Source organism: Microbacterium sp., from assembly GCF_040394595.1.
Taxonomy (GTDB): domain Bacteria; phylum Actinomycetota; class Actinomycetes; order Actinomycetales; family Microbacteriaceae; genus Microbacterium.
The window spans coordinates 22,000-46,276 of the sequence record NZ_JBEBSA010000001.1 but is presented as its reverse complement, the minus strand read 5'-3'; the positions used below and the strand labels follow the sequence as shown (position 1 = coordinate 46,276).

Annotated in this window: 21 protein-coding genes; 13 read left to right on the top strand and 8 right to left on the bottom strand. The window is 70.0% G+C overall.

Annotated features, from left to right (window positions below):
* Positions 1-12: 12 nt before the first annotated feature.
* Positions 13-2,082 carry a glycogen debranching protein GlgX gene (gene glgX, locus ABWO84_RS00235; RefSeq protein ID WP_353111312.1) on the bottom strand — a complete coding sequence of 690 codons (2,070 nt, stop codon included), beginning with the start codon at positions 2,080-2,082 and terminating at the stop codon, positions 13-15.
* A gap of 99 nt (positions 2,083-2,181) precedes the next feature.
* On the opposite strand from glgX, the gene ABWO84_RS00230 reads away from it, so the two are divergent.
* The 4 genes from ABWO84_RS00230 to ABWO84_RS00215 all read left to right on the top strand — a co-directional run bounded on the left by ABWO84_RS00230 (position 2,182) and on the right by ABWO84_RS00215 (position 7,630).
* A complete protein-coding gene (locus ABWO84_RS00230) occupies positions 2,182-3,357 on the top strand; it encodes a cysteine desulfurase family protein (protein WP_353111310.1) in 1,176 nt (391 codons plus the stop codon).
* 9 nt (positions 3,358-3,366) lie between these two features.
* Entirely contained in the window at positions 3,367-4,473 is a 1,107-nt protein-coding gene (gene mnmA, locus ABWO84_RS00225; protein WP_353111308.1) for a tRNA 2-thiouridine(34) synthase MnmA, read from the top strand.
* 64 nt (positions 4,474-4,537) lie between these two features.
* Positions 4,538-6,856: an NAD-dependent DNA ligase LigA gene (gene ligA / locus ABWO84_RS00220; RefSeq protein WP_353111306.1), complete on the top strand. Its 2,319-nt coding sequence runs from the start codon at positions 4,538-4,540 to the stop codon at positions 6,854-6,856.
* Between the two features lie 18 nt (positions 6,857-6,874).
* Entirely contained in the window at positions 6,875-7,630 is a 756-nt protein-coding gene (locus tag ABWO84_RS00215) for an ABC transporter permease (RefSeq protein WP_353111304.1), read from the top strand.
* Positions 7,631-7,652: 22 nt separating this feature from the next.
* Here ABWO84_RS00215 and ABWO84_RS00210 read toward each other — a convergent pair whose 3' ends face one another.
* From ABWO84_RS00210 to ABWO84_RS00180, 7 genes are all read right to left on the bottom strand, one after another.
* Positions 7,653-8,000 carry a nuclear transport factor 2 family protein gene (locus tag ABWO84_RS00210; RefSeq protein ID WP_353111302.1) on the bottom strand — a complete coding sequence of 116 codons (348 nt, stop codon included), beginning with the start codon at positions 7,998-8,000 and terminating at the stop codon, positions 7,653-7,655.
* 36 nt (positions 8,001-8,036) lie between these two features.
* Positions 8,037-9,842: a DEAD/DEAH box helicase gene (locus ABWO84_RS00205; RefSeq protein WP_353111300.1), complete on the bottom strand. Its 1,806-nt coding sequence runs from the start codon at positions 9,840-9,842 to the stop codon at positions 8,037-8,039.
* 49 nt (positions 9,843-9,891) lie between these two features.
* Positions 9,892-11,595 (bottom strand): long-chain-fatty-acid--CoA ligase, encoded by a 1,704-nt coding sequence (locus ABWO84_RS00200; RefSeq protein ID WP_353111298.1) that lies wholly within the window; start codon positions 11,593-11,595, stop codon positions 9,892-9,894.
* Positions 11,596-11,631: 36 nt separating this feature from the next.
* On the bottom strand, positions 11,632-12,429 hold the full coding sequence (locus ABWO84_RS00195) for an ABC transporter permease (protein ID WP_353111296.1): 798 nt from the start codon (positions 12,427-12,429) through the stop codon (positions 11,632-11,634).
* Positions 12,430-12,437: 8 nt separating this feature from the next.
* Positions 12,438-13,364 (bottom strand): ABC transporter permease, encoded by a 927-nt coding sequence (locus ABWO84_RS00190; protein WP_353111294.1) that lies wholly within the window; start codon positions 13,362-13,364, stop codon positions 12,438-12,440.
* A gap of 62 nt (positions 13,365-13,426) precedes the next feature.
* Positions 13,427-14,602 carry an ABC transporter substrate-binding protein gene (locus ABWO84_RS00185; RefSeq protein WP_353111292.1) on the bottom strand — a complete coding sequence of 392 codons (1,176 nt, stop codon included), beginning with the start codon at positions 14,600-14,602 and terminating at the stop codon, positions 13,427-13,429.
* Positions 14,603-14,655: 53 nt separating this feature from the next.
* The gene (locus ABWO84_RS00180; RefSeq protein WP_353111290.1) at positions 14,656-15,738 is read right to left on the bottom strand and encodes an ABC transporter ATP-binding protein; all 1,083 of its coding nucleotides are present in this window, start codon (positions 15,736-15,738) and stop codon (positions 14,656-14,658) included.
* Positions 15,739-15,859: 121 nt separating this feature from the next.
* Here ABWO84_RS00180 and ABWO84_RS00175 point away from each other — a divergent pair, with 121 nt between their 5' ends.
* From ABWO84_RS00175 to ABWO84_RS00135, 9 genes are all read left to right on the top strand, one after another.
* Positions 15,860-16,633: a FadR/GntR family transcriptional regulator gene (locus tag ABWO84_RS00175; protein WP_353111288.1), complete on the top strand. Its 774-nt coding sequence runs from the start codon at positions 15,860-15,862 to the stop codon at positions 16,631-16,633.
* A gap of 18 nt (positions 16,634-16,651) precedes the next feature.
* On the top strand, positions 16,652-17,440 hold the full coding sequence (locus ABWO84_RS00170; protein WP_353111286.1) for a cache domain-containing protein: 789 nt from the start codon (positions 16,652-16,654) through the stop codon (positions 17,438-17,440).
* A 79-nt stretch (positions 17,441-17,519) separates the two neighbouring features.
* The gene (locus ABWO84_RS00165; RefSeq protein ID WP_353111284.1) at positions 17,520-18,701 is read left to right on the top strand and encodes a DUF2079 domain-containing protein; all 1,182 of its coding nucleotides are present in this window, start codon (positions 17,520-17,522) and stop codon (positions 18,699-18,701) included.
* A 33-nt stretch (positions 18,702-18,734) separates the two neighbouring features.
* Entirely contained in the window at positions 18,735-19,034 is a 300-nt protein-coding gene (gatC, locus tag ABWO84_RS00160; protein ID WP_353111282.1) for an Asp-tRNA(Asn)/Glu-tRNA(Gln) amidotransferase subunit GatC, read from the top strand.
* Complete coding sequence (gatA, locus tag ABWO84_RS00155; RefSeq protein ID WP_353111280.1) at positions 19,031-20,548, top strand: Asp-tRNA(Asn)/Glu-tRNA(Gln) amidotransferase subunit GatA; 1,518 nt, start codon at positions 19,031-19,033, stop codon at positions 20,546-20,548. Before gatC ends, gatA begins: the two co-directional genes overlap by 4 nt.
* Positions 20,548-22,068, top strand: a complete 1,521-nt coding sequence (gene gatB, locus ABWO84_RS00150) for an Asp-tRNA(Asn)/Glu-tRNA(Gln) amidotransferase subunit GatB (RefSeq protein ID WP_353111278.1) — start codon at positions 20,548-20,550, stop codon at positions 22,066-22,068. The genes gatA and gatB overlap by 1 nt, the downstream gene beginning before the upstream one ends.
* 28 nt (positions 22,069-22,096) lie before the next feature.
* Positions 22,097-23,353 (top strand): DNA polymerase IV, encoded by a 1,257-nt coding sequence (gene dinB, locus ABWO84_RS00145; protein ID WP_353111276.1) that lies wholly within the window; start codon positions 22,097-22,099, stop codon positions 23,351-23,353.
* A gap of 40 nt (positions 23,354-23,393) precedes the next feature.
* Entirely contained in the window at positions 23,394-23,711 is a 318-nt protein-coding gene (locus ABWO84_RS00140; RefSeq protein ID WP_353111274.1) for a hypothetical protein, read from the top strand.
* Positions 23,695-24,276, top strand: coding sequence for a nucleoside/nucleotide kinase family protein (locus ABWO84_RS00135; protein ID WP_353111272.1), 582 nt, complete (start codon positions 23,695-23,697; stop codon positions 24,274-24,276). The genes ABWO84_RS00140 and ABWO84_RS00135 overlap by 17 nt, the downstream gene beginning before the upstream one ends.
* Position 24,277 lies beyond the last annotated feature (1 nt).

Here is a 24,277-nt window from a genome sequence, read left to right as displayed (position 1 = left end):
GGAGATCGGGGGCTACTCGACGCGGAAGAGGTGCATGGAGGTGCCGGGGACGGGCAGGACGTCTCCCGGCTGGAAGCGCTGTCCGTTGCCGTCCGGACGCTCGTCAGCGCTCGACCAGAGCGATACGAAGGAGCTGGCGCCCTCGATCGACTCGGGCAGCCGCACGTCGATCGGAGCCTCGGTTCCGTGCACGATGAGGAGGATGCGATTGGCGGCGCCGTCGACCGGAACACTGGCGGCCACGTACTGCAGCGTACGGTTGCGCGGATCGTTCCACTGCTCGACCTCCATCGTCTCGCCGTTCTGGTCGAACCAGTCCATGACGCTGGACTCGGGGATGTGCTCGCCCAGTCGCGCGAACCGGGCGGGACGGAGGGCCGGGTTCTCGGCCCGGAGCCGGGTGAGGAGCGCGACGTGCTCGCGCAGGTCCTGCTGCCAGGGCTCATGGGTCCAGTTGAGCCAGGTGAGCGGCGAGTCCTGGCAGTAGGCGTTGTTGTTGCCGCGCTGGCTGCGGCCGAACTCGTCCCCGGCCGTGAGCATCGGGATACCGGCGGACAGGAGGAGGGTGCCGAGGAGGTTCCGCATCGCCTTGCGGCGCGCGGCGAGGATCGAGGGGTCGGCGGTGGGTCCTTCGACCCCGTGGTTGAACGACCTGTTCATGTCCGCGCCGTCGCGGTTGTCCTCGCCGTTCGCCTCGTTGTGCTTGACGTCGTAGGAGACGAGGTCGTGCAGCGTGAAGCCGTCGTGCGCGGTCACGAAGTTGATGCTGGCGAGCGGACCCCGCTCCTCGCTGTAGGTGTTCGCCGAGCCGGCGAGACGGTTCGCGAACCCTCCGATGCCGACCGGTGCGGAGGCGCGGCGGGCGTAGTCGATGTCGCTGAGCCAGAAGTTGCGCGCCCTGTCGCGATAGCGGTCGTTCCACTCGCTCCAGCCTGCGGCGAAGTTGCCGGTCTGCCAGCCGCCGAGCCCGACGTCCCAGGGCTCGGCGATCAGCTTGACATCCTGCAGCGCGGGGTCCTCGGCGATCGCCTTCAGCAGCGGATGCTCGCGCTCGTACTCGTGCTGGGCGTTGCGACCGAGCGCGACCGCGAGGTCGAACCGGAAGCCGTCGATCTGCATCTCCGTCGCCCAGTAGCGCAGGGAGTCGAGCACGAGGCGCGCGCCCGCATCCGTCGCCGTGTCGAGGGTGTTGCCGCAGCCGGTGGTGTCGACGTAGGCGCCGTCGGGCTGCTGGCGGTAATAGGAGGTGTTGTCGATGCCGCGGAGGCTCGAGCGGGGACCGCCGATGCCCTCCTCGCTCGTGTGGTTGTAGACGACGTCGAGGATCACCTCGAGACCCGCCTCGTGCAGGAGCCGGACCATGCCCTTGAACTCCGCGAGCACGGCCTCGGGACCGCCCTTGCGGGACTCCTCGGTCGCGTACGCCGTGTGCGGAGCGAAGAAGCTGAGGGTGTTGTACCCCCAGTAGTTGGTGAGTCCGCGCTCCAGCAGCCGGGGCTCGGGCACGAAGGCGTGCACGGGGAGCAGCTCCACCGCGGTGACGCCGAGGGAGCGGAAGTACTCGATCATCGCCGGGTGCGCGAGGCCGGCGTAGGTGCCGTGCAGGGCGGGCGGCACGTCGGGGTGCCGCTTCGTCATCCCCTTGAGATGCCCCTCGTAGATCACGGTGCGATCGAGGGGGATCGCGGGCTTGGGCACGCCGCCCCAGTCGAAGCCGTCGGCGATGACCACCGAGCGCCACTCCTCGTAACCGTCGCCCTGTGCCAGACCGCGTGCATAGGGGTCGAGCAGCAGGGTCTCGGGGTTGAAGGTGTTCCCGGGGCCGTGCGGGCCGTCGACCCGGATCGCATAGCGGATGCCGGGCTGCAGGAGCTCGCTGCTCACCTCCCAGACGCCCCCGGGCTGCCGTTCGAGCGGCAGCTGCGCGGTCTCCCAGTCGAGATCGGTCGCGTCGAAGATGACCAGCTCGACGGCCGACGCGTTCTGCGACCAGATGCGGAGCGTGCCGACGCCGTCGTGCAGACGGACGCCGAGATCGTCGAGAGCGGTGCCTCCGAGAGGCATCGTGGTCGGCGCGGGCATGGGGAACAGCCTAGACGCCCGAGATGAACGCCGTGAACCCGGGTGCCGCCGGTCCCGGTTCCGAGTCCCGCGTCCGCAGCGGGTGGGATGATGGAGGCGATGCGCTTCTACCTCGATCATGCGGCCACGACGTCGCTGCGCCCCGAGGCCGGAGAGGCCTGGCTCGGCGCGGCGACGGTGCTCGGCAACGCGTCGTCGACGCACGCTGCGGGGCAGGACGCCAGGAGACTGCTGGAGGAGTGCCGCGAGCGCGTCGCGGCGGTGCTCGGATGCGACCCGATCGAGGTCGTCTTCACCTCGGGAGGGACGGAGTCGATCAATCTCGCGCTCCGCGGGCTCTGGCTCTCCCGCGGAGGAGGGACCTCGGCGATCGTCCTCCCCGACGGCGAGCACCATGCGTCGATGGACTCGGTCGCCGCCCTCGTGCGCGACGGCGCAGAGGTGCGCGCCGTCCCGCTCGACGGCTTCGGGAGGATCCGGCCCGACGTCTTCGCCGCCGCGCTGCCGGGAGCTGCGCTGGCCACGGCCCTTGCGGCGAACAACGAGGTGGGCACGGTCAATGACAGTGCGGCGCTCTCCGCGGCCGCCGCCGACGCGGGCGTCCCGTTCCATCTCGACGCGGTCGCCGCCTGGGGGCATGTCCCGTTGTCGTTCCGCCGGCTGCGCGGGGATGCGGAGGCCGGCGAGGGACTGGTCGCGATGAGCATCGCCGGGCACAAGCTGGGCGCCCCGGTCGGCGTCGGCGTGCTCGTCGTCGCGCGGTCCGCGAGGATCACGGCGTCGATGCACGGCGGCACGCAGCAGCGCGGCCTCCGCGCGGGTACGCAGGACGTGGCCGGTGCCGCGGCGCTGGCGGTCGCACTGGAGCGGACGGAGGCGGAGCGCGAGGGGGAGGCGTCGCGGCTCGCACGCCTGCGCGACCGCCTGGTGGCCGGCGTCCTCCGCGAGGCTCCCGGCTCGGAGCTGCTCGGCGATCCGGTCGGAAGGCTTCCGGGTAACGCGCATCTCCTCTTCCCGGGAGCGGTGGGGGAGAGCCTCCTCTTCCTCCTCGACCGCGCGGGCGTGGCGGCGTCCACGGGGTCGGCCTGTCAGGCCGGTGTCGCGGAGCCCTCCCATGTGGTGCGGGCGATGGGCCGCGACGAACGCGCCGCGCGGAGCGTCCTGCGCTTCACGCTCGGCCGCACGTCGGACGACGCAGACGTGGATGCGGTTGTCGAGGCCATCGGAGAGGCCTACGCCCGGGCATCCGGAGCCCGTTCAGCCGGACGCTCGTAGACTGGACCGATGCGGATCCTGGCGGCGATGAGCGGCGGAGTGGACTCCGCCGTCGCGGCCGCGCGGGCCGTGGAGGCGGGCCACGACGTCGTCGGCGTGCACCTCGCGCTGTCCCGTGCCGGCGGTACCCTCCGCACCGGCAGCCGCGGCTGCTGCACGATCGAGGACGCGATGGACGCCCGTCGCGCCGCCGACCTGCTGGGCATCCCGTTCTACGTCTGGGACTTCTCCGAGCGCTTCCGCGATGACGTCATCGAGGACTTCGTCTCCGAGTACCGCGCCGGGCGCACCCCGAACCCGTGCCTTCGCTGCAACGAGAAGATCAAGTTCGCGGCGCTGCTGGAGCGCGCGATCGAGCTCGGCTTCGACGCGGTCTGCACCGGGCACTACGCGACGCTCGTCGCCGGCGAGGGGGGTCTCGAGCTGCACCGGGCCTCGGACGGGGCGAAGGACCAGTCCTACGTGCTGGGCGTGCTGAACGCCGAACAGCTCGCGCACACCTACTTCCCGCTCGGCGCGACGCCGTCGAAGGCGCTGGTCCGCGAGGAGGCGGAGGAGCGGGGGCTGAGCGTCGCGCAGAAGCCCGACAGCCACGACATCTGCTTCATCCCCGACGGCGACACGCGCGGGTGGCTCGCGGAGAAGGTCGGCGCGGAGCAGGGCGACATCGTGGACCGCTCCGGCGCGGTGGTGGGTTCGCACGAGGGGGCGCACGCGTTCACCGTCGGCCAGCGTCGGGGGCTCAAGCTCGGCGTCCCCGCCGCCGATGGGAAGCCCCGTTTCGTGCTCGAGGTTCGTCCGGTCACCAACACCGTGGTGGTCGGTCCCAAGGAGGCGCTCGCCATCGCGGAGATCTCGGGGGAGCGGTTCTCCTGGGCAGGAGCAGCCCCCGCGGCAGTCGAGTTCGGCTGCGAGGTGCAGATCCGCGCGCACGCGGAGCCGGTCCCCGCCACGGCGTTCGTGGGCGGCTCCGGGGTGCGCGTCGTCCCCGACGCGCCGCTCGACGGCGTCGCCCCCGGTCAGAGCGCGGTGCTCTACATCGGCACCCGCGTGCTGGGTCAGTTCACGATCGACACGACCGTGTCGGCGGTCCCCGAGGCGGTCGCCGCCGGCTGATCCCGGGGCTCGGGAGGTCGAGCGGCACTCCGCCGATGTCGGTGCCCGCTCGTAGAATCGACGAGTGCCGGAGAACATCTCGCTGGAAGACGCCCGCCTCGAAGCGGGGGAGCTGACGACCCGCATCCTCGATGCGAAGGACGCCTATTACGGGCGCGACACCTCCCTCGTTGACGACGCCACCTACGACGGCTGGATGTGGCGGCTGGAGGAGCTCGAGCGTCTGCATCCCGAGCTGCAGGGGCAGGACTCGCCGACGCAGATGGTCGGGGCCGCGGAGTCGACCGGACTCGACACGATCGAGCACGCGGAGCGGATGCTCAGCCTCGACAACGTGTTCTCCCTCGACGAGCTGCGCGAGTGGGCCGTGAAGACGGAGGCGTCCGCAGGGCGGGAGGTCGCCTGGCTGACCGAGCTGAAGATCGACGGCCTCGCGATCAACCTGCGGTACGAGAACGGGGTCCTCACGTCCGCGGCGACCCGCGGCGACGGACGGGTGGGAGAGGTCGTGACCGAGAACGCCCTCCGTCTCGCCGACATCCCGGAGCGGTTGTCCGGAACCGGGCATCCGACGCTGGTCGAGGTGCGCGGCGAGGTGTTCATCCCCGTCGCCGCCTTCGAGCGCCTGAACGCCGCACAGGCTGCGTTCCGCGAGCGGGCCTACGCCGACGCGCTCGGGCGCTGGGAGAGCCGTACGGGCGTGAAGAAGCCGTTCGACGAGGAGAAGGCCCGAGCGGCGGCGGCACGGAGGTTCCCGTCCTTTGCCAACCCGCGCAACGCCGCCAGCGGGGGTCTCCGGCAGCAGTTGGACAAGAAGGACGGCCTCGAGCTCGAGGCCGGTCTGCTGCGGGTGGACTCCCTCTCGTTGTACGTGCACGGGATCGGTGCGTGGGACAACCCGCCGGTCGACGCGCAGAGCGAGGTCTACGAGCTGCTGGCGCAGTGGGGGCTGCCGACCAGCCCGCATACGAAGGTGTGCCGCACGATCGACGAGGTCGCGGAGTTCGTCGCCTACTTCGGTGAGCACCGGCACGACATCGAGCATGAGCTCGACGGGATCGTGGTGAAGGTCGATGAGCTGGCGCTGCACACCGAGCTCGGTCAGACGAGCCGAGCGCCGCGGTGGGCGATCGCCTACAAGTACCCGCCGGAGGAAGTGCAGACGCACCTCCTCGACATCGTCGTGTCCGTCGGTCGCACGGGGCGAGCCACGCCGTTCGCCGTGATGGCACCCGCCCACGTCGCGGGGTCGGTGGTGCGGCAGGCCACCCTGCACAACAAGGACGTGGTGAAGGCCAAGGGCGTCCTCATCGGCGACACCGTGGTGTTGCGCAAGGCCGGTGATGTCATTCCCGAGGTCCTCGGTCCGGTCGTGGAGAAGCGCGACGGCTCCGAGCGCGAGTTCGTGATGCCCGTGGAGTGTCCGGAGTGCGGCGCGGTGCTCGCGCCCGCCAAGGAGGGCGACATCGACCTGCGCTGCCCCAACACCCGCTCATGCCCCGCGCAGGTGCGGGGCCGGGTGGAGCACATCGGTTCGCGAGGCGCGCTCGACGTGGAGGCGCTCGGAGAGGTGACCGCCGCGGCCCTCACGCAGCCCTCTCTGCCGTCGGAGCCTCCACTCGAGACCGAGGCGGGGCTGTTCACCCTGACCCTCGACCAGCTGGTGCCCATCGAGGTCGTCGTGCGCGACGCCGAGACGGGGCTGCCGAAGGAGGACGAGGACGGCGTCGTGAAGACCCGGGCGCCCTTCCGTCGCAATCCCACGGCGTCCGAGCGCAAGGAGGGGGTCGAGGGACCGCAGCCCTCCTCTCAGGCGATCAAGCTCCTCGCCGAGCTCGAGAAGGCCAAGACGAAGGAGCTCTGGCGGCTCCTCGTGTCGCTGAACATCCGCCACGTCGGCCCCGTCGCCGCCCGGGCGCTCGCACAGTGGTTCGGTTCGCTCGATGCGATCCGCGCGGCGTCCCAGGAGGAGCTCGCCGCGGTCGAAGGCGTCGGCGGCATCATCGCGGAGTCGCTGCGGAGTTGGTTCGAGGTGGACTGGCACCAGGAGATCGTGCGGCGATGGGCGGACGCCGGGGTGCAGTGGACGACGCCGGGGCATCCCGGGCCCGGAGCGGCGGTCGCCGAGGGCGGGGTGCTCGACGGCCTGACGGTCGTCGCGACCGGATCGCTCGACGGCTACACCCGTGAAGGCGCCCAGGAGGCGATCATCAAGGCGGGCGGCAAGGCGGCGACGAGCGTCTCGAAGAAGACCGACTTCGTCGCGGCGGGTCCCGGCGCGGGATCGAAGCTCGCGAAGGCGGAGGAGCTCGGCGTCCGCGTTCTCGACGCCGCGCAGTTCCACCTGCTGGTCACCGAGGGACCCGATGCGCTGGACGCCTAGCGGAGTTCCCGGAACCGCATGAGCACCACCACAGCGGCCGCCCTGCTGCCGACGGCCGTCGCGGTCGTCGTCCTGGTGGCCATCGCGTCGGCGGCTCTCCTGCTGTTCGGCGTCCGGGGGTCCTGGGGTCCCGCAGCGGCGATCCTCCGCGGAACGGTTCAGCTGGCGATCATCAGCCTGATCCTCGGCGGCATCCTCGTCGATCCGATGCTGATCGGCCTCGCTCTGCTCGTGATGTTCGCGGTGGCGACAGCGGTCGCCGTGCGACGGATCGGCGGCGGTCGGCGCGCCTGGGCGGTGATGGCGACCTCGATGGCCGCGGGCATCGGTGTCTCGGTGATCGCGATCTTCTCTTCCGGCGCCCTCGAGCCGACGCCCCGGTACGCCCTCGCGATCGGCGCGATCGTCATCGGGAACACGATGAACGTGGCCACTCTCACCGGGCGTCTGTTCACCGGTGCCGTGGCGGACCACTGGGACGAGGTGGAGGGCTGGTTGGCCCTCGGGGCGACTCCTCGGCGTTCCACCCGTGATCTGGCCCGTCGAGCGGTGCGAGAGGCGCTCATCCCTTCGATCGATCAGACCAAGACCACGGGACTCGTGGTGCTCCCCGGGGCGTTCGTGGGCGCGATCTTCGGCGGGCTGTCGCCGGTCGACGCCGGCCGGTTCCAGATCATCGTCCTCGCCGCCATCATGGCGGCGGGAGCCGTCACCGCGGTGCTGGTGGCCACGTGGCAGGGCGGCGTCGCGATACGGGTCGCCGCCCCGGCTTGATGGTCCCTGCGGCCTGACGAGGTCAGGCGGTCGGTGTGCCCTGGTGGTGCGTCAGCCTCCAGCCCGACGGCTCGCGGCGCCAGAGCGAGGTGCGCAGCGCGCGGCGGCCTTCCCACTCGGATGACCAGGCGACGAGCACGACGTCTTCCGCGATCGCGCGCGCCGAGATGCCTCGGACGACGATCGTCCCGGCATCCTCATCGAGGAGCGACTCGATGATCTCCGCGCGACTCCAGCGGGTGCCGGAGGCGCCGATCTCGACGAACTCGGGGGCGAGCAGCTCTTCGAGGCGTCCTCGGTCCTGCCGGCAGGCAGGCGTCTGAAGCTCCCGTTCGAGTGCGAGCACCAGATCGAGGTCATCGGCTCCCATGGGCCCGTCCTTCCGCGCTGAGACGCCGGTCGTGGATCAGCCCCTGTGACGAGGCTTGCGCGGCGGACGGTCGTCGCGCTCAGGACGGTCGTCCCGGCGTCCCCGGGTGCCCTCGGAGGGACGGCGATCCCCGTCCCTGGGTGCGCGGCGATTCGGAGCGCCGCGATCGAGCTTGATCTCGATGAGCCGGCCGGAGATGCGGGTGTCCCGGAGCTTGTCGAGCACCGTGGGGTCGAGGTTCGACGGGAGCTCGACGATGGAGAAGTCGGGCTTGATGGCGATCGCGCCGAAGTCGTCTCTGCCGAGGCCGCCCTCGTTGGCGAGGGCGCCGACGATCTGACGCGGCTCGACACGATGGCGGCGGCCCACCTCGATGCGGTACGGCTGGTAGTCGCCCCTGCCGCGGCGCGGCTCGCGCGGCGCGCGCTCGGTGCGCTCGCGCGGCGGACGCCCCGCCGCCTCGACCGTCGCGGCGAGGGGATCGTTCTCCGGGTCGAGCAGCAGCGGCGTCTCGCCCTGGGCGACCACCGCGAGCGCGGCGGCGACATCGGCCTCCGGCACGTCGTGGTGGCGCACGTAGTGGGCGATGATGTCGCGGAATCCCTCGATGCGGGAGGACTCGGTGAGGGCCGCCGTGATCGCGTCGTCGAAGCGGGCGAGGCGCGTGGTGTTGACGTCCTCGGTGGTGGGGAGCTGCATCTGGGCGGGCTGCTGGCGCGTCGCCTTCTCGATGTGCTTCAGCAGGTAGCGCTCTCGCGGCGTGATGAAGCTGATGGCGTCGCCGGAGCGCCCCGCCCGGCCGGTGCGGCCGATGCGGTGCACGTACGACTCGGTGTCGGTGGGGATGTCGAAGTTCACGACATGGCTGATGCGCTCGACGTCGAGGCCACGGGCGGCGACGTCGGTGGCCACGAGGATGTCGAGCTTGCCGTCCTTGAGCTGGTTCACGGCGCGTTCGCGCTGCACCTGCGGCACGTCTCCGTTGATCGCCGCGGCCGAATAGCCGCGGGCACGGAGCTTCTCCGCCAGCGTCTCTGTCTCGTTCTTCGTGCGGACGAAGACGATCATCCCGTCGAAGTTCTCGACCTCGAGGATGCGGGTCAGCGCGTCGACCTTCTGCGCGTAGGAGACCACGAGGTAGCGCTGGGTGATGTTCTGGTTGGTCGTGGTCTTCGCGGTGATCGCGACCTCTTCGGGGTCATGAAGGTACTGCTGCGCCAGCCGCCGGATCGCCGCAGGCATGGTCGCGGAGAAGAGCGCGACCTGCTTGTCCTCGGGGGTCTGGGCGAGGATCTGCTCGACGTCCTCGGCGAAGCCCATCTTCAGCATCTCGTCCGCCTCATCGAGCACGAGGTACTTCAGCTCGGAGAGGTCGAGCGTGCCCTTGGCCTGGTGGTCCATGATGCGCCCGGGCGTGCCGACGACGATGTGGACGCCTCGGCGCAGGGCGGAGAGCTGCACGCCGTAACCCTGTCCGCCGTAGACCGGCAGTACGCGGACGCCCTTCATCCGCGCGGCGTAGGCCTCGAAAGCCTCGCACACCTGCAGTGCAAGCTCGCGCGTGGGCGCCAGCACGAGCGCCTGCGGGGTCTTCTGCGCGTGGTCGAGTCGTTCCAGCACGGGCAGGGCGAACGCGGCCGTCTTCCCGGTACCGGTCTGGGCCGTGCCGAGCACGTCGCGGCCGTTGAGCAGCAGCGGGATCGTGGAGGCCTGGATCGGGGAGGGGGTCTCGTAGCCGAGGTCGCGGATCGCCGCGAGCACCGGACCGGTGATGCCCAGCTCGTCGAAGCCGGGGGTCTCGGGGACGTCGTCTGCCTGCGCGGCCTGATCTGCGGTAGTCACTGACCAACCGTAGCGCCCGAGGGGCGCCCGCCGCTGGGAGAGTGCCTGCTCAGCCGCCTGCGCCGGTGAGCTCGAGCAGCTTCTCCCGCACCTGACGGCGCAGCACCTTGCCGATGAGCGACTTCGGCAGCTCGTCGACGACGAAGAGCCGTCGCGGCACCTTGTACGGGGTGAGGATGCTCCGCGCATAGTCCCGGACGGCCTCGACGTCGACGTCCTTGGCGCCGTCGACGACGATCGCCGCGACGACCTCCTCGCCGGAGTGAGAGCTGGGAAGCCCGACCACGGCGGCGTCCTCGATGTCCGGATGCTGCCGCAGCACGTTCTCGACCTCGGTCGGGGCGACGTTGAAGCCGCCCGTGATGATGAGCTCCTTGATCCGGTCGACGATCCGGACGAAACCGCCCTCGTCGATCGTCACGATGTCGCCGGTGCGGAACCAGCCGTCGGTGAAGACCGCCTCGGTCTCCTCGGGCTTGCCGTAGTAGCCCTGGAACACCTGCGGTCCGCGGACGACCAGCTCGCCGGCCTCTCCGGGCTCGACGTCGCGGGCGGGGTCGTCGGGGTCGACGACACGGCACTCCGTGCCCGGGAGGGGGAGACCGACCGTTCCCGGCACGCGGTTGCCGGCGACGGGGTTCGCCATCAGCACGGGAGAGCACTCGCTGAGGCCGTAGCCCTCAACGAGATAGCCGCCCGTCGCCGCCTCGAAGGGGACGACCAGCTCATGGGGAAGGGCCATCGCGCCGGAGATCGCGATCTCGGTGCCCTCCAGCGACACCCCTTGTTCGTTCGCCGCGGTGAGCAGGCGGTCCGCGATCGGCGGCACGAGCGGCAGGAACGTCGCCGGGTGCTTCTTCGCCACGGCGAGCACGAGGTCCGGGTCGAACTTGGGGAAGAGCACCAGACGGGCGCCCATCGACATCGCGAAGGTCAGGCAGAGCGTCAGTCCGTAGGCGTGGAACATCGGCAGGACCGCGTACACGACGCAGCCCTTGCCCCGCTGGATCGACGGGACCCAGGCCTGCGCCTGGGCCGCGTTCGCGAGCAGGTTGCGGTGCGTCAGCGCCGCCCCCTTGGGCGTGCCGGTCGTGCCGGACGTGTACTGGATGATCGCGAGGTCATCCGTGGCCGGCCGCGGGTGCGAGGCGGGGAGCGGCTCCGAGGAGAGCACCTGCTCCCAGGTCGTGGTGCCGCGCACCTTCGTCGTCAGGGCTTCACGCGACTCCCGTGCCTTTTTGACGGGCAGTCCGAGAGCGAACCGCATCCCGAACGGCATGGCGCGGGTGACGTCCACGGAGATCAGATTCTGCACCGCCAGGTCGGCGGGGAAGTCCTGCACGGTGGCGACGACCTTGTTCCAGACGATCGCGTGCGTGGCGCCGTGGTCCTCGAACTGCTTGCGGAGCTCGCGCGGGGTGTACAGCGGATTGTGCTCCACGACGACGGCGCCGAGTCGCAGCACCGCGTAGAAGGCGACGATGTGCTGCGGGCTGTTCGGCAGGACGATCGCGACGGGATCGCCGGCTCCCACGCCCCGGGCGCGCAGGCCGGCCGCGGCCCTCTCGATCGCGTCCTGCATATCCCGGTAAGTGGTCTCGCGTCCGAAGAACTGCAGCGCGGGCGCATCCGGATAGTCGCGGGCGGAGGCCTCCACGATGTCGATCAGCGAACCGGACACCGGGGAGAGATCCTCCGGCACGCCCTCCGCGTAGCTGGCTGTCCAGGGGCGGGGCGGTACGAACGTCGTCACAGGCACGAGCCTATTACCGTGCCGCGGGCGTCGGCGTCATCGGCGCTGCTCGCTGCCGGAGAGCTTCTGGGCGAGCGCGATCGGAGCGATCGAGACGACGACGAGCACGATCGCGATGACCGAGACGATGGGCGCCTGGTTGGGGCGGGTGATGTTGTCGATGATGAACATCGGCAGCGTCTTCACCCCGGAGCCGGCCGTGAAGGTTGTCACCACGATCTCGTCGAACGACAGCGCGAAGGCGAGGAGACCGCCGGCGAGCAGGGCGGAGCGGAGCTGTGGGAAGGTGACGAGCCGGAATGTCGTCCAGATCCCGCCTCCCAGGTCCGCCGATGCCTCTTCGAGCGAGGTGCCCATCCGCCGCAGTCGCGCGATCGCGTTGTTGAACACGGTGACGATGCAGAACGTGGTGTGCGCGATGATCACCGTCCAGATCGAGAGCGGAACGCCCATGATCGTGCGGAAGAGGTTGTTGAGGGCGATACCGGTGATGATGCCGGGAAGGGCGATCGGCAGGATGACCAGGAGGTTCACCGTGTTGCGGCCGAAGAACTCGAACCGTTGCAGCGCGAACGACAGCATCGTGCCGAGGACCAGTGCGAGCGCCGACGAGATGAGTGCGACCAGTGCACTGGTCCCCACGGCATCGAGCGCGCCGTCGCTGCGGAACGCCCGAGCCCACCACTCGAGAGTGAAGCCCGGAGGCGGCCAGGTGAGAGACGACGACGTGGAGAAGGAGTTGACCAGGACGACGAGCAGAGGGACGTAGACGATCACGAGGATGACCGCCGTGATGATCCCGAGCGTCGTCCGGGTTCCGAGGGAGATGCGCATGAGGACTCCTACAGGTTGTCGAGCGCGCCGGTGCGCCGGACGAGGAACAGGTAGCCGAAGATGATGACGATCGGGATGAGTGCGATCGCGGCGGCGAGCGGGAGGTTGTTCGCGGCCCCGATGTCCTGGTAGACGAGCGTGCCGAGCATCTGGCTGCCTCCGCCGACGATCCCGATGGTGATGTAGTCGCCGAGGGAGAGGGAGAAGCTGAAGATGGTCCCTGCGATGATCGCCGGGAGCGCCAGGGGGAGAACCACGAGACGGAGGGTGGTCCAGCCGCGTCCGCCGAGGTCGCCCGACGCTTCGAGCAGCGAACCGGGCACCCGTTCCAGGCCGGCATATATCGGCAGGATCACATAGGGCAGCCAGAGGTACGCCAGCGTGATGATCGTCGCGGGGATGCCGTAGCCGGGGGAGTGGCCGCCGAGAGGACGGAGAAGCCACTCGAGGATGCCGTCGCTGGAGAGCACCGACCGCCAGGCGAAGGCCTTCACGAGATAGGACGCCCACAGCGGGGTGAGCACCAGGACGACCAGCGTGCGCTGCAGGGCCGGTGAGGCGACCATCGCCATGAAGTAGGCGATCGGGAGGGCGAGCGCGACGTCGATCGCCGTCACCGCGAGCGCGATCCCGACGGTGCGCAGCGTGATCCCCTGGTAGAACGCGTCGGTGACCACGGTGATCACGTTGTCGAGCGTGAACTCCGTGCGAATCTGCCCCGTGTACGTGTCCGTCTTCCAGAACGCGGTGACGAGGAGCAGAGCCAGCGCGACGACGTAGACCGCGCCGAGCCAGAACAGCGGCGCGGAGAGGAGCAGCGACAGCCGGGCGCGGGGATGGGCGGAGAGGAAGGCGGATCCGCGCCGGGCCGGGGTGCGGCGCCGGTTCGGAAGCGGCGAGCGCGGCGGCGTCTTCGCCGGGGCGATGGCACTCATGGAGGTTGTCCTTTCGAAGCCGGTGGCGGCTGCCCGGAGCTCGTGCCCCGGGCAGCCTCCGTTCAGTTCCGGATCTGCTGCCAGGCGGTCGTCCAGCCGGCGTAGTCGATGCACTTCGCATCGGTGCGGCCGTCGAGGCACTTCTCGATCGGAGTGGTCCAGTACCAGATCTTCCCGGCGTAGTCGGCGTCGCCGGCGTGGTACGACTCGCAGTCGTCGCGGTAGTTGCACGCCTCTGCGCTGGAGGGGGCCTCGCCGAAGAAGGCGGTGGCCTGCGCGTTGGCCTTCGGGCTCGAGATGTAGTCGAGCCAGGCGTATGCGCAGTTCGGGTTCTTCGACTTGGCGGAGATCATCCAGGTGTCGCTCCAGCCGGTGGCGCCCTCGCTCGGGAGGACCACGTCGGTCTTCGCTCCCTCGGAGGCGAGCGTGTTCTGGATCACCTGCCAGGTGGTGCCGACGACGCTGTCGCCGGACTGGAACGACTGGACCTCCTTGAGGTAGTCGCCCCAGTACTCGCTGATGTTCTTCCTCTGGTCCTTGAGCAGCGATACCGCGGCGTCGAACTGCTTCTGGTCGAGCGCATACGGGTTCTTGATGCCGAGCTCGGGCTTGTGCGCCATCAGATAGACGGCCGCATCGGCGATGTAGATCGGCGAGTCGTATGCCGTCACCTTGCCGGCGTGCTCGGACGCCTTGTCGAAGACGACGTCCCAGGAGGTCGGCGCAGTGGGGAAGTCGGCCTTGTTGTACATCAGCAGGTTCGCGCCGTAGCCGTGCGGAACCCCGTAGTGCTTGCCGTCGACGGTGTTCCAGGCGCGGTCCTTGAGGAAGTCGTAGATGCCCGCGTAGTTCTTCAGGAGATCGGTGTTGACCTCGGCGACGTCGCCCGAGGCGACAAGCCGGAGCGAGGCGTCGCCGGACGCCGATACGACGTCGTAGTCGCCGGTCTTCATGAGGTTCAGCGCCTCGTCCGAGGTACCGAAGGTCTTCGCCTCGACCTTGCAGCCGGACTCCTTCTCGAATGCGGAGACCCAGTCGACGTTGGGATCGTTGGAGCCGTTCTCGACGTACCCGGGCCAGGAGAGGATCGACACCTTGCCCTCCCGTTCTCCGAGCTTCTGGGCGGGGCCGGCGGCGGAACCGGCGGATGGGCCGGCGGTACCGCAGCCGGTGAGGGCGGCGATCACGGCGGTGGCCAGGCCGATCGCGGCGAGGCCGGTGATGGCGTTCTTTCGCATGGATACTCCCTTGTTCGAATGCGATGAGGTGGTGCGGTGCTAGGTGATTCCGGTCAGCGGGTGCCGACCGTTCGGATGGTGCTGCTGGGGGTGTCGTTCTGCTCGCCGATGGGGGAATCGTCCAGCACGACGACGTCCGCGTCCCGCCAGGAGACGTGCACACGGTCGCCGTGGTTCCCGTGCGCGTGACCGCCGACGTTCTGTTGCAGGACGGAGACCCGCATGCCGGCGTCGAGGTCGACGACGATGCGCACCGCGGATCCGAGGTAGATCGACTCGGCGACGACGCCCTCGGCGGAACGCATACCCGGTGAGCCGGTCGCGCCGTCGGAGACGACGAGCTTCTCCGGGCGGAGGGAGTGGTGGCCGGGGCGGCCGAGGATCAACTCGCTGCGGACGTCGTCGAACAGGTTCGACGTGCCGACGAAGTCGGCGACGAACCGCGAGGCGGGCTTCTCGTACAGCTCGAAAGGCGTGCCCAGCTGCTCGATCTGTCCGGCGTTGAACACCGCGATCCGGTCCGAGAGGGTCAGTGCCTCCTCCTGGTCGTGCGTCACGAAGATGAAGGTGATCCCGAGGTCGCGCTGGATCTGCTTGAGCTCGACCTGCATCTGCTCACGGAGCTTGAGGTCGAGCGCGCCGAGCGGCTCGTCGAGCAGGAGCGCCTTGGGCTGGACGACGGTGGCCCGTGCGAGCGCCACGCGTTGCCGCTGGCCTCCGGACAGCTGGGTGGGGCGGCGGTCGGCGACATGCTCGAGCCGGACGCTCGCCAGCGCGGTCATCGCGCGATCGCGGCGCTCCCTCTTCCCGACTCCGCGCACCCGCAGTCCGTAGGCGACGTTGTCGAGCACGGACATGTGGGGGAAGAGCGCATAGTCCTGGAAGACGGTGTTCACGTCGCGGTCGAACGGCGGTCGTGAGGTGACGTCCTCGCCGAAGAGGCGGACGGTTCCCGAGGTCGGCTGTTCGAAGCCGGCGATCAGGCGGAGCACGGTGGTCTTCCCCGACCCCGAGGGGCCGAGCATGGAGAAGAACTCCCCTTCGGCGATCTCGAGGTCCACGCCGTCGACGGCGGTCACAGCGCCGAAGGTGCGGGTGAGCCCGGTCAGGCTGATCGCGACTGGTCTGTCGGTCATCACATCTCCTTCGATGCGAGGACTAATCCTCTGTTAGTAGATGAATTGAATCATATGGGAACAGATGAATTTGTCCAGTCCCTCGTGTTACGGTCGTGTCACGAAGCGGAACGGAGGCGTTGTGACCCAGGTGACGGCAGGTGTGGACCCCACCCGCTCCGCCGTGTTCGCGCCGCTCTCCGACGTCGGACGCGCCGAACTGGTGGCCCAGCGGCTGCAGGATGCGATCACCACCGGAGTCCTCCACGACCAGGAGCGGCTTCCCAGCGAGTCCGAGCTCGGCCGGCGGTTCGGCGTCGCCGTGGTGACCGCTCGAGAGGCGCTCGAGGCGCTTCGCGATGCCGAGCTGATCTACACCAGGCGTGGCCGCGACGGCGGCAGCTTCGTGAGCTTCGATCCCGCACGGGCGAGGAAGTTCACCGACGAGCGCATCCGCACCCTCAGTCGCGTCGAACTGCGTGACGCGTCGATCCACTACGCGGCGATCGCGGGCATGGCTGCAGAGGTCGCCGCGGACCGTGCCAGCGAGGACGATGTGGAGGGCCTGCTCGAGCTGGAGGAGCAGGCGGACCACGAGAGCGAAGGTGGCGCGCGGCGGGCGGTCGCGCGCTTCCAGCTCGAGATCGCCGCGCTCAGCCAGTCGCCCCGACTGGTGCGCGAGGAACTGCGGATGCAGGCCGAGATCGGCACACTGATCTGGCTCTGCCTGCGCGAGGAGGACAATCGGGTCCGCAGCGCGCAGGCGCGTCGTCGCGTGATCGAGGCGATCCGAGAGGCGGACGTCGAGGAGGCGCGTGCGATCACGCTGCGCCGGATCTTCGGCGGCGTGGAATGGCTTCTCGACGAGAAGTCGCGACTGGAGCTGGTGGACGGCATCCCTTCGCCGTCGCTGTGACAGGAATGGAAGTGTGAGATGAACGGCACTGTCGCCGAGCATGACGAGCGCACCGCCGAGCGGGTGGCGATGACCCTCGCGCCCGTGTTCGAACTCGTCGAGGGGTGGCGGGCGGAGGTGGTCGCCCGCTTCGAGCGCTTCGCCCTCGCCGGGCAGGCGCCCTCCGCATCGGCGCTCGACCCCTTCATGGAGGGGATCGCCCGGCCTTCGCTAAAGGAGCCGGGCGGGCTCATCACCGGCGCCGGGTTCGTCGCCACGCCGGGAGTGCTCGCGGATGCGCCGTGGCATCTCGCCTGGTGGCTGCGGGAGGTGCACGGTCTGGACCGCGGGGACCGGGGCGGCGTGCGTCGCCTCGAGGCCGTGAACGATCCCGACTCGGACCAGTTCCGCGACTACCGTCAGCTGGAGTGGTGGCGGGTGCCGGAGAGGACGGGCCGACGGCACATCACCGGCCCCTACGTGGACTACCTCTGCACCGACGACTACACGATGACCGTCACGTCCCCGGTGTCGGCGGGCGGGCGGATGGTGGGGGTGGTCGGCGCCGACGTCCACGTGTCGCGTCTCGAGCGGGTCCTCCTCCCGATCCTCCGGGAGGCCGACGGCGTCTGTTCGATCGTGAACGGCTCGAAGCGCGTGGTGGCCTCGAACGACTCGCATCGGGCGACGGGTTCGCTGCTCCGCGGCGACGAGGTGCAGCTGGCGCTCACCGCGCTCCATGAAGGGGACGCCCCGCGGGTCGCGGTCGGGGGAGCACGGGCCGTGCGGTGCGGCGACGTCTCGCTCTTCCTCGTCTTCCAGGCCTGAGCGGACGGCGCAGCGCGGCCGACGCCGCTCCGGCGCACAGTCTGTCCGCCAGGCGCTCGTGACCGCTATCGTGGCGAGGATGCCCTCGTACCCCGCCGCGGGAGTGAAGCGCGCGATTCCCCGCGTGCTGGCGCTCTACGCGTTGTCCCGTCTGGTGACGACGGTGTTCCTGTTCGCCGTGCTGCCGTTCGCGGCTCAGGGGGACTGCGGATCGCGATGCACGCCCGACCTGCGCTTCTTCTCCGGCGGCTGGGATGCGACGTACTACCGTCATATCGCCGTCCAGGGGTATCCGGCGTCGCTCCCCATCGGCCCCGACGGCGAGGTGAAGGCGAACGAGTGGGCGTTCCTGCCGGTGTATCCACTGGTGGTCCGCGCGGTATCGCTGACCGGTCTGAACGTCGACCTGGCGGGGATCGTGGTCTCGGTGGTCGCCGGAGCCTTCGCGGCCATCGGCCTCTACCTGCTCGTACGGGTCGACGGGTCGGATCGCTCTGCTCTGTGGGCGGTGGCGCTGTTCTGCTTCGGCCCCCTCAGCTTCGTGCTCCAGGCGGAGTACGCGGAGAGCCTCTTCCTCACGTTGGCGTTCTTCGCGCTCCATGCCATCCGCCGCGAGCGGTGGTCGCTGGCCTGTGGGCTCGGCATCGTCGCCGCGTTCACCCGTCCGGGTGCGCTCGCGATCGCACTGACGCTCGGCATCGTCCTCGTCATGCGCTCGGTACGCGCGCGCGGACGAGCCCGGCTGTCGCGACGCAGCACCGTGGCCGTGGTGGTCTCGGGACTCCTGATCGCCGCGGCGGGACTGTGCTGGCCGATGATCGCCGGAGCCGTCACCGGCGTTCCCGACGCGTATCTCCGTACGGAGACGGCCTGGTGGGCGGGGTTCATCGGCCGGGTCGACTTCTTGCCGCTCACGCCGTGGTTCCTCTTCTGGGGACGCTATCTCGGTCTCCTGGGCTGGGTGGCGGTACTCGTGGTCGCCGGGCTGTTCGCCTGGTGGATCGTCGGCTCCCGCAGACGGATGCTCGCAGCGGGTGCCGATCCCCTCGTCCTGGTCAGCTGGCCGGCCTCGTACGGGCTCTATCTGCTCGCCGTGTTCCTTCCTCAGCAGAGCCTCCCGCGGCTGCTCCTCCCTCTGGCACCGATGCTCGGCGATCCCGGACTCGCCGAGCGACGCGGGCTGCGCGTCTGCCTGCTCATCGCGGGCATCGCCGTGCAGCCTGTCGCGATCGTGCTGCTGTGGGTGCTCGGCTATCCGTGATCGACACCGAGGCGGTCGAACTAGACTGGGGTGGTGTCTGAAATCACCCCTGATCTCGTGCGCCATCTCGGCGTGCTCGCGCGCATCCAGCTCACCGATGACGAGGTGACGGAGCTCACCGGACAGCTCGACGCCATCGTCGACAACATCGCCAAGGTGTCGGAGGTGGCGACCCCGGACGTGGCGGCGACGAGCCACCCGATCGCGATGGAGAACGTGCTCCGCCCGGACGTGCCGGGGCAGACCCTCACCATCGAGCAGGTGCTGCAGAACGCCCCCGACGCCGATGACGACCGCTTCCGCGTGACCGCGATCCTGGGAGAAGAGCAGTGAGCGACATCATCCGTCTGTCCGCCGCCGAACTCGGCGAGAGGCTCGCCTCCGGAGAGGTCTCCAGCGTGGAGGCGACGCAGGCGCACCTCGACCGCATCGCCGCCGTCGACGGCGACGTCCACGCGTTCCTCCACGTCAACGAGCACGCGCTCGACGCGGCGGCGGAGATCGACCGCCGCCGCGCCGCGGGAGAGCGGCTCGGCGCCCTCGCCGGAGTGCCGCTCGCCATCAAGGACGTGCTGGTCACCACCGACCAGCCGTCCACGAGCGGCTCACGGATCCTGGAGGGGTACATGTCGCCCTTCGACGCGACCGTGGTCGCGCGCTCCCGCGAAGCTGGTCTCATCGGCATCGGGAAGACCAACATGGACGAGTTCGCGATGGGCTCGTCGACCGAGCACTCGGCGTTCGGCCCGACGCACAACCCCTGGGATCTGGACCGCATCCCCGGAGGCTCCGGCGGCGGATCGGCGGCCGCCGTCGCGGCCTTCGAAGCGCCTCTCGCGCTCGGCTCCGACACCGGAGGCTCGATCCGCCAGCCCGCCCATGTCACCGGGACGGTCGGAGTCAAGCCCACCTACGGCGGCGTCAGCCGCTACGGGGCGATCGCGCTCGCCTCGAGCCTCGACCAGGTCGGCCCGGTCACGCGCACGGTGCTGGACGCGGGGCTGCTGCACGACGTGATCGGCGGTCACGATCCCCGGGACTCGACCTCGCTGCCCGAGGAGTGGCCCTCGTTCGCCGCCGCGGCCCGGGAGGGGGCGACCGGTCAGGTGCTGAAGGGGCTCAAGGTCGGCGTCGTCGCCGAGCTGCCCGACTCCGGCTTCCAGGCGGGCGTCGCGGCCTCGTTCCGCGAGTCCCTCGCCGTCATGGAGGCGCAGGGGGCGGAGATCGTCGAGATCTCGGCACCGCACTTCGAGTACGGCGTGGCCGCCTACTACCTGATCCTCCCCGCGGAGGCGTCGAGCAACCTGGCGAAGTTCGACTCCGTGCGCTTCGGGCTGCGGGTGACGCCTGACGGGAGCCCCACGGTCGAGGACGTCATGTCGGCGACCCGCGAGGCGGGCTTCGGACCCGAGGTGAAGCGGCGCATCATCCTGGGAACCTACGCGCTGTCCGCGGGCTACTACGACGCGTACTACGGCAGCGCCCAGAAGGTGCGTACGCTGATCCAGCGCGACTTCGCGCAGGCCTTCTCCCAGGTCGACGTGATCGCGACGCCCTCCGCGCCCACGACCGCGTTCAAACTGGGCGAGAAGATCGGCGACCCGCTGCAGATGTACCTCAATGATCTGACCACGATCCCGGCGAACCTCGCCGGTGTCCCCGGCATCTCGATCCCTTCCGGCCTCGCGTCCGAGGACGGGCTGCCGGTCGGGATCCAGTTCCTGGCCCCCGCCCGCGAGGACGCACGTCTGTACCGTGTCGGCGCCGCGCTGGAGGCGCTGCTGGTGGACTCGTGGGGCGGACCGCTGCTCGACAGAGCTCCGTCGCTCGAAGGAGGAACCCGCTGATGGCCGCTGTGAAGCTCATGGACTACGACAAGGCCCTCGAGCTCTTCGAGCCGGTGCTCGGCTTCGAGGTGCACGTCGAGCTGAACACGGAGACGAAGATGTTCTCCGACGCACCGAACCCGGCGCACGATGCGCACCACGGCGCAGCGCCGAACACGCTGATCGCCCCGGTCGACCTCGGCCTCCCCGGATCCCTGCCGGTCGTGAACGAGGAGGCGGTGCGCTCGTCGATCAGCCTCGGCCTGGCGCTCGGCTGCTCGATCGCGGAGTCTTGCCGGTTCGCGCGGAAGAACTACTTCTACCCGGATCTCGGAAAGAACTACCAGATCTCCCAGTACGACGAGCCCATCGCCTTCGAGGGGTCCGTCGAGGTGGAGCTCGAGGACGGCACCCTCGTGACGGTGCCGATCGAGCGCGCGCACATGGAGGAGGACGCCGGGAAGCTCACGCACGTGGGCGGGGCGACCGGGCGTATCCAGGGCGCGGAGTACTCGCTGGTGGACTACAACCGCGCCGGCGTGCCGCTGGTGGAGATCGTCACCAAGACGATCTTCGGGGCCGAGCATCGCGCCCCGGAGCTCGCCAAGGCGTACGTCTCGGCGATCAGGGACATCGTGCGGGGGCTGGGTATCTCGGAGGCCCGTCTGGAGCGCGGAAACCTGCGTTGCGACGCCAACGTGTCACTGCGCCCGCGCGGACAGGAGAAGCTCGGGACCCGCACGGAGACGAAGAACGTCAACTCGATGCGCTCCGTCGAACGCGCGGTGCGCTACGAGATCCAGCGCCAGGCGGCGATCCTCGCCGAGGGCGGAGTCATCGTCCAGGAGACGAGGCACTGGCACGAGGACACCGGCACGACGTCGCCCGGTCGTCCCAAATCGGACGCCGATGACTATCGCTATTTCCCGGAGCCGGACCTGCTGCCGGTCGTCCCTCCTCGTGCGCTCGTCGAAGCGCTTCGCGCAGCGCTTCCCGAGCAGCCGGTCGCCCGTCGCCGTCGGCTGAAGGCCGAGTGGGGCTTCACCGATCTGGAGTTCCAGGACGTCCGCAACGGCGGCCTGGTCGAGGTCGTCGAGGCGACCATCTCGGCCGGCGCGGCCCCGGCGGCCGCCCGGAAGTGGTGGACGGGTGAGATCACCCGTCTGGCGAACGCCGGGGAGCGGGACGCTGTCGACCTCGTCAGCGCGGAGAACGTCGCGGCCCTGCAGAAGCTGGTCGACGCGGGCACCCTCACCGACAAGCTCGCGCGCCAGGTGCTCGAGGGCGTCATCGCGGGGGAGGGCACGCCGCAGCAGGTCGTCGACGCCCGTGGCCTCGCGGTCGTCTCCGACGACGGGCCCCTGATCGCCGCGATCGATGAGGCCCTCGCGGCTCAGCCCGACGTGCTCGAGAAGATCAGGGACGGCAAGGTGCAGGCCGCCGGTGCGATCATCGGCGCCGTGATGAAGGCGATGAAGGGACAGGCCGACGCCGCGCGCGTGCGGGAGCTGATCCTGGAGCGCGCGGCGCTGGAGGGCTGATGTCCCCGGCCTCCGGGAGAATGGAGGCATGGGACGCGGCGATGGTTCGGGACGCCTGGTGTCGCCCGCCGGCGCGGACGACACCGGCACCGGCATCCTGCACGTCGACATGGACGCGTTCTACGCAGCCGTCGAGGTACTGCACGACCCTTCGCTGCGCGGGCTGCCGCTGATCATCGGTGCGCCCGACGGGCGCTCGGTGGTGTCCAGCGCCTCCTATGAGGCACGGCGCTTCGGCGTCCGCTCGGCGATGCCGGTGTCTCAGGCGCTCCGCCTGTGCCCCACCGCGAGGATCGTGCCGCCCGACTTCCGGCGCTATCAGGAGGTCTCGAAGCAGGTGATGGCCATCTTCGAGCAGGTGACGCCCCTGGTCGAGCCGTTGTCGATCGACGAGGCCTTCCTCGACGTCCGCGGCGCCCGCCGGCTGTGGGGGAGTCCGGGAGAGATCGCCGCACTCATCCGGCGTCGGGTGTCCGAAGAGGTGGGGATCACCTGCAGCGTCGGCGTTGCGGCGACGAAGCACGTGGCGAAGATGGCCTCGACGATCTCGAAGCCCGACGGCCTGCTCATCGTGCCGGGAAGCCGCACACAGGAGTTCCTCGATCCGCGCCCCGTCGGCGCGATGTGGGGAGTGGGCCCGAAAGCCGCGGAGGCGCTCGAGCGTCGGGGTATCCGCCTCATCCGCGATGTGCGGGAGGCGCCCGCGGAGATGCTGGCGCGCGCCGTGGGGTCCTCCCTCGGTGAACGCCTGCAGCAGCTCGCGCGGGGTCTCGATGCGCGAGAGGTGGAGACGAACAGGATCGAGAAGAGCGTCGGGCACGAGGAGACCTTCGAAGTGGACGTCGTCGATGCCGACATGCTCAGATCGGAGATGCTGCTGCTCGCCGATCGCGTCGGTGAGCGGCTTCGGAAGGCTGGCTGGGAGGCGCGGACCGTCTCGATCAAGGTGCGCTTCGATGACTTCACCACGCTGTCCCGATCGCTCTCGCTCTCGGAGCCGACGGATGTGGGGCAGAGGATCGGAGAGACCGCGATCGCGCTCTTCGAGCAGATCGAGCGTCGTGATCCCGTTCGCCTGATCGGTGTGCGGGCGGAGAAGCTCCAGGACGCCGGTGCCGGCGGGATGGCGCTGTGGGACGACGATGCCGGACGCAGGAAGCTCGAGGGCGCGCTCGACGATGCTCGCGCGCGGTTCGGCAACGCGACCATCACGCGTGCACGGCATGTGGGCAGAGGAGAGGGACGCGGCGCGCCGCAGCACCCGAAGGCGCGCGGTCTGGAGTGATCTCTCGGCGTCCGGTGCGCACGTCGACTAGCGTGGAGGCATGCCGCACATCGCAGGGGATCTCGGAAAGCAGGCCGCCAAGTTCGGCGTCGACAGCGCATACGGTGCGCCGATCGACGTGGAGGGCGCCGTCGTCACACCCGTCGCGCTCACCGTCTCCGGGTACGCCGCCGGTGGGTCGGAGGAGATGGACGGAGGCACCGCCGGGGGCATCGCCGTGCCTCTCGGCGTCTACGTCCGGCGCGAGGAGGGACTGCGCTTCGAGCCGAACGTCATCACGCTGCTCGTCGTCGCCGTGCCGTTCGTGTGGGTCGCCGGACGGGCGATCACCCGTATCATCCGTGCCCTCAAGAAGTAGCGATCCTTTCGGCGAGCGGATCTCCGCCGCCGCGGAGGAGATCGTGCGCGCCGTCGAGGCGCTCGGGGTGACGAACCCGGTGGTCGTGATCGACGGGCGCAGCGGTGCGGGGAAGACCACGCTGGCCCGTCTCGTCGCCGACCGATGGCCGATCGGGGGACCGGTGCAGATGGTCGCCCTCGATTCGCTCTACCCGGGCTGGGACGGCCTCGCCGAGGGTGCGCAGCGCGCCTATGACGGCGTTCTCCGGGCGCACGCCCGGGGGCTCATGGGCAGCTGGCGGCGGTGGGACTGGGAGCGCAGCGCCGAAGCCGAGACACATGGGGTCGACCCTGCGCTCGGGCTGATCCTCGAAGGCTGTGGTGTCCTCACTCCGGCAGCGGCACGCGTGGCGGACGTGTCCGTCTGGGTCGACGGTCCCGCCGAGAGCCGTCGGCGGCGCGCCCTGGAAAGGGACGGAGACGGGTTCCGCCCGCACTGGGAGCGCTGGGCGAGGCAGGAGGATGAGCACATCCGCGTCCATGCTCCGGAGGCCTCCGCGCAGATCCGCATCGAGGTTCCGTGAC

Bases quoted from the DNA above. Each gene is read 5' to 3' on its own strand.
- glgX (WP_353111312.1), bottom strand. From the start codon at position 2,082: ATGCCCGCGCCGACCACGATGCCTCTCGGAGGCACCGCTCTCGACGAT.
- ABWO84_RS00230 (WP_353111310.1), top strand. From the start codon at position 2,182: ATGCGCTTCTACCTCGATCATGCGGCCACGACGTCGCTGCGCCCCGAG.
- mnmA (WP_353111308.1), top strand. From the start codon at position 3,367: ATGCGGATCCTGGCGGCGATGAGCGGCGGAGTGGACTCCGCCGTCGCG.
- ABWO84_RS00215 (WP_353111304.1), top strand. From the start codon at position 6,875: ATGAGCACCACCACAGCGGCCGCCCTGCTGCCGACGGCCGTCGCGGTC.
- ABWO84_RS00210 (WP_353111302.1), bottom strand. From the start codon at position 8,000: ATGGGAGCCGATGACCTCGATCTGGTGCTCGCACTCGAACGGGAGCTT.
- ABWO84_RS00195 (WP_353111296.1), bottom strand. From the start codon at position 12,429: ATGCGCATCTCCCTCGGAACCCGGACGACGCTCGGGATCATCACGGCG.
- ABWO84_RS00190 (WP_353111294.1), bottom strand. From the start codon at position 13,364: ATGAGTGCCATCGCCCCGGCGAAGACGCCGCCGCGCTCGCCGCTTCCG.
- ABWO84_RS00185 (WP_353111292.1), bottom strand. From the start codon at position 14,602: ATGCGAAAGAACGCCATCACCGGCCTCGCCGCGATCGGCCTGGCCACC.
- ABWO84_RS00180 (WP_353111290.1), bottom strand. From the start codon at position 15,738: ATGACCGACAGACCAGTCGCGATCAGCCTGACCGGGCTCACCCGCACC.
- ABWO84_RS00170 (WP_353111286.1), top strand. From the start codon at position 16,652: ATGAACGGCACTGTCGCCGAGCATGACGAGCGCACCGCCGAGCGGGTG.
- ABWO84_RS00165 (WP_353111284.1), top strand. From the start codon at position 17,520: ATGCCCTCGTACCCCGCCGCGGGAGTGAAGCGCGCGATTCCCCGCGTG.
- gatB (WP_353111278.1), top strand. From the start codon at position 20,548: ATGGCCGCTGTGAAGCTCATGGACTACGACAAGGCCCTCGAGCTCTTC.
- dinB (WP_353111276.1), top strand. From the start codon at position 22,097: ATGGGACGCGGCGATGGTTCGGGACGCCTGGTGTCGCCCGCCGGCGCG.
- ABWO84_RS00140 (WP_353111274.1), top strand. From the start codon at position 23,394: ATGCCGCACATCGCAGGGGATCTCGGAAAGCAGGCCGCCAAGTTCGGC.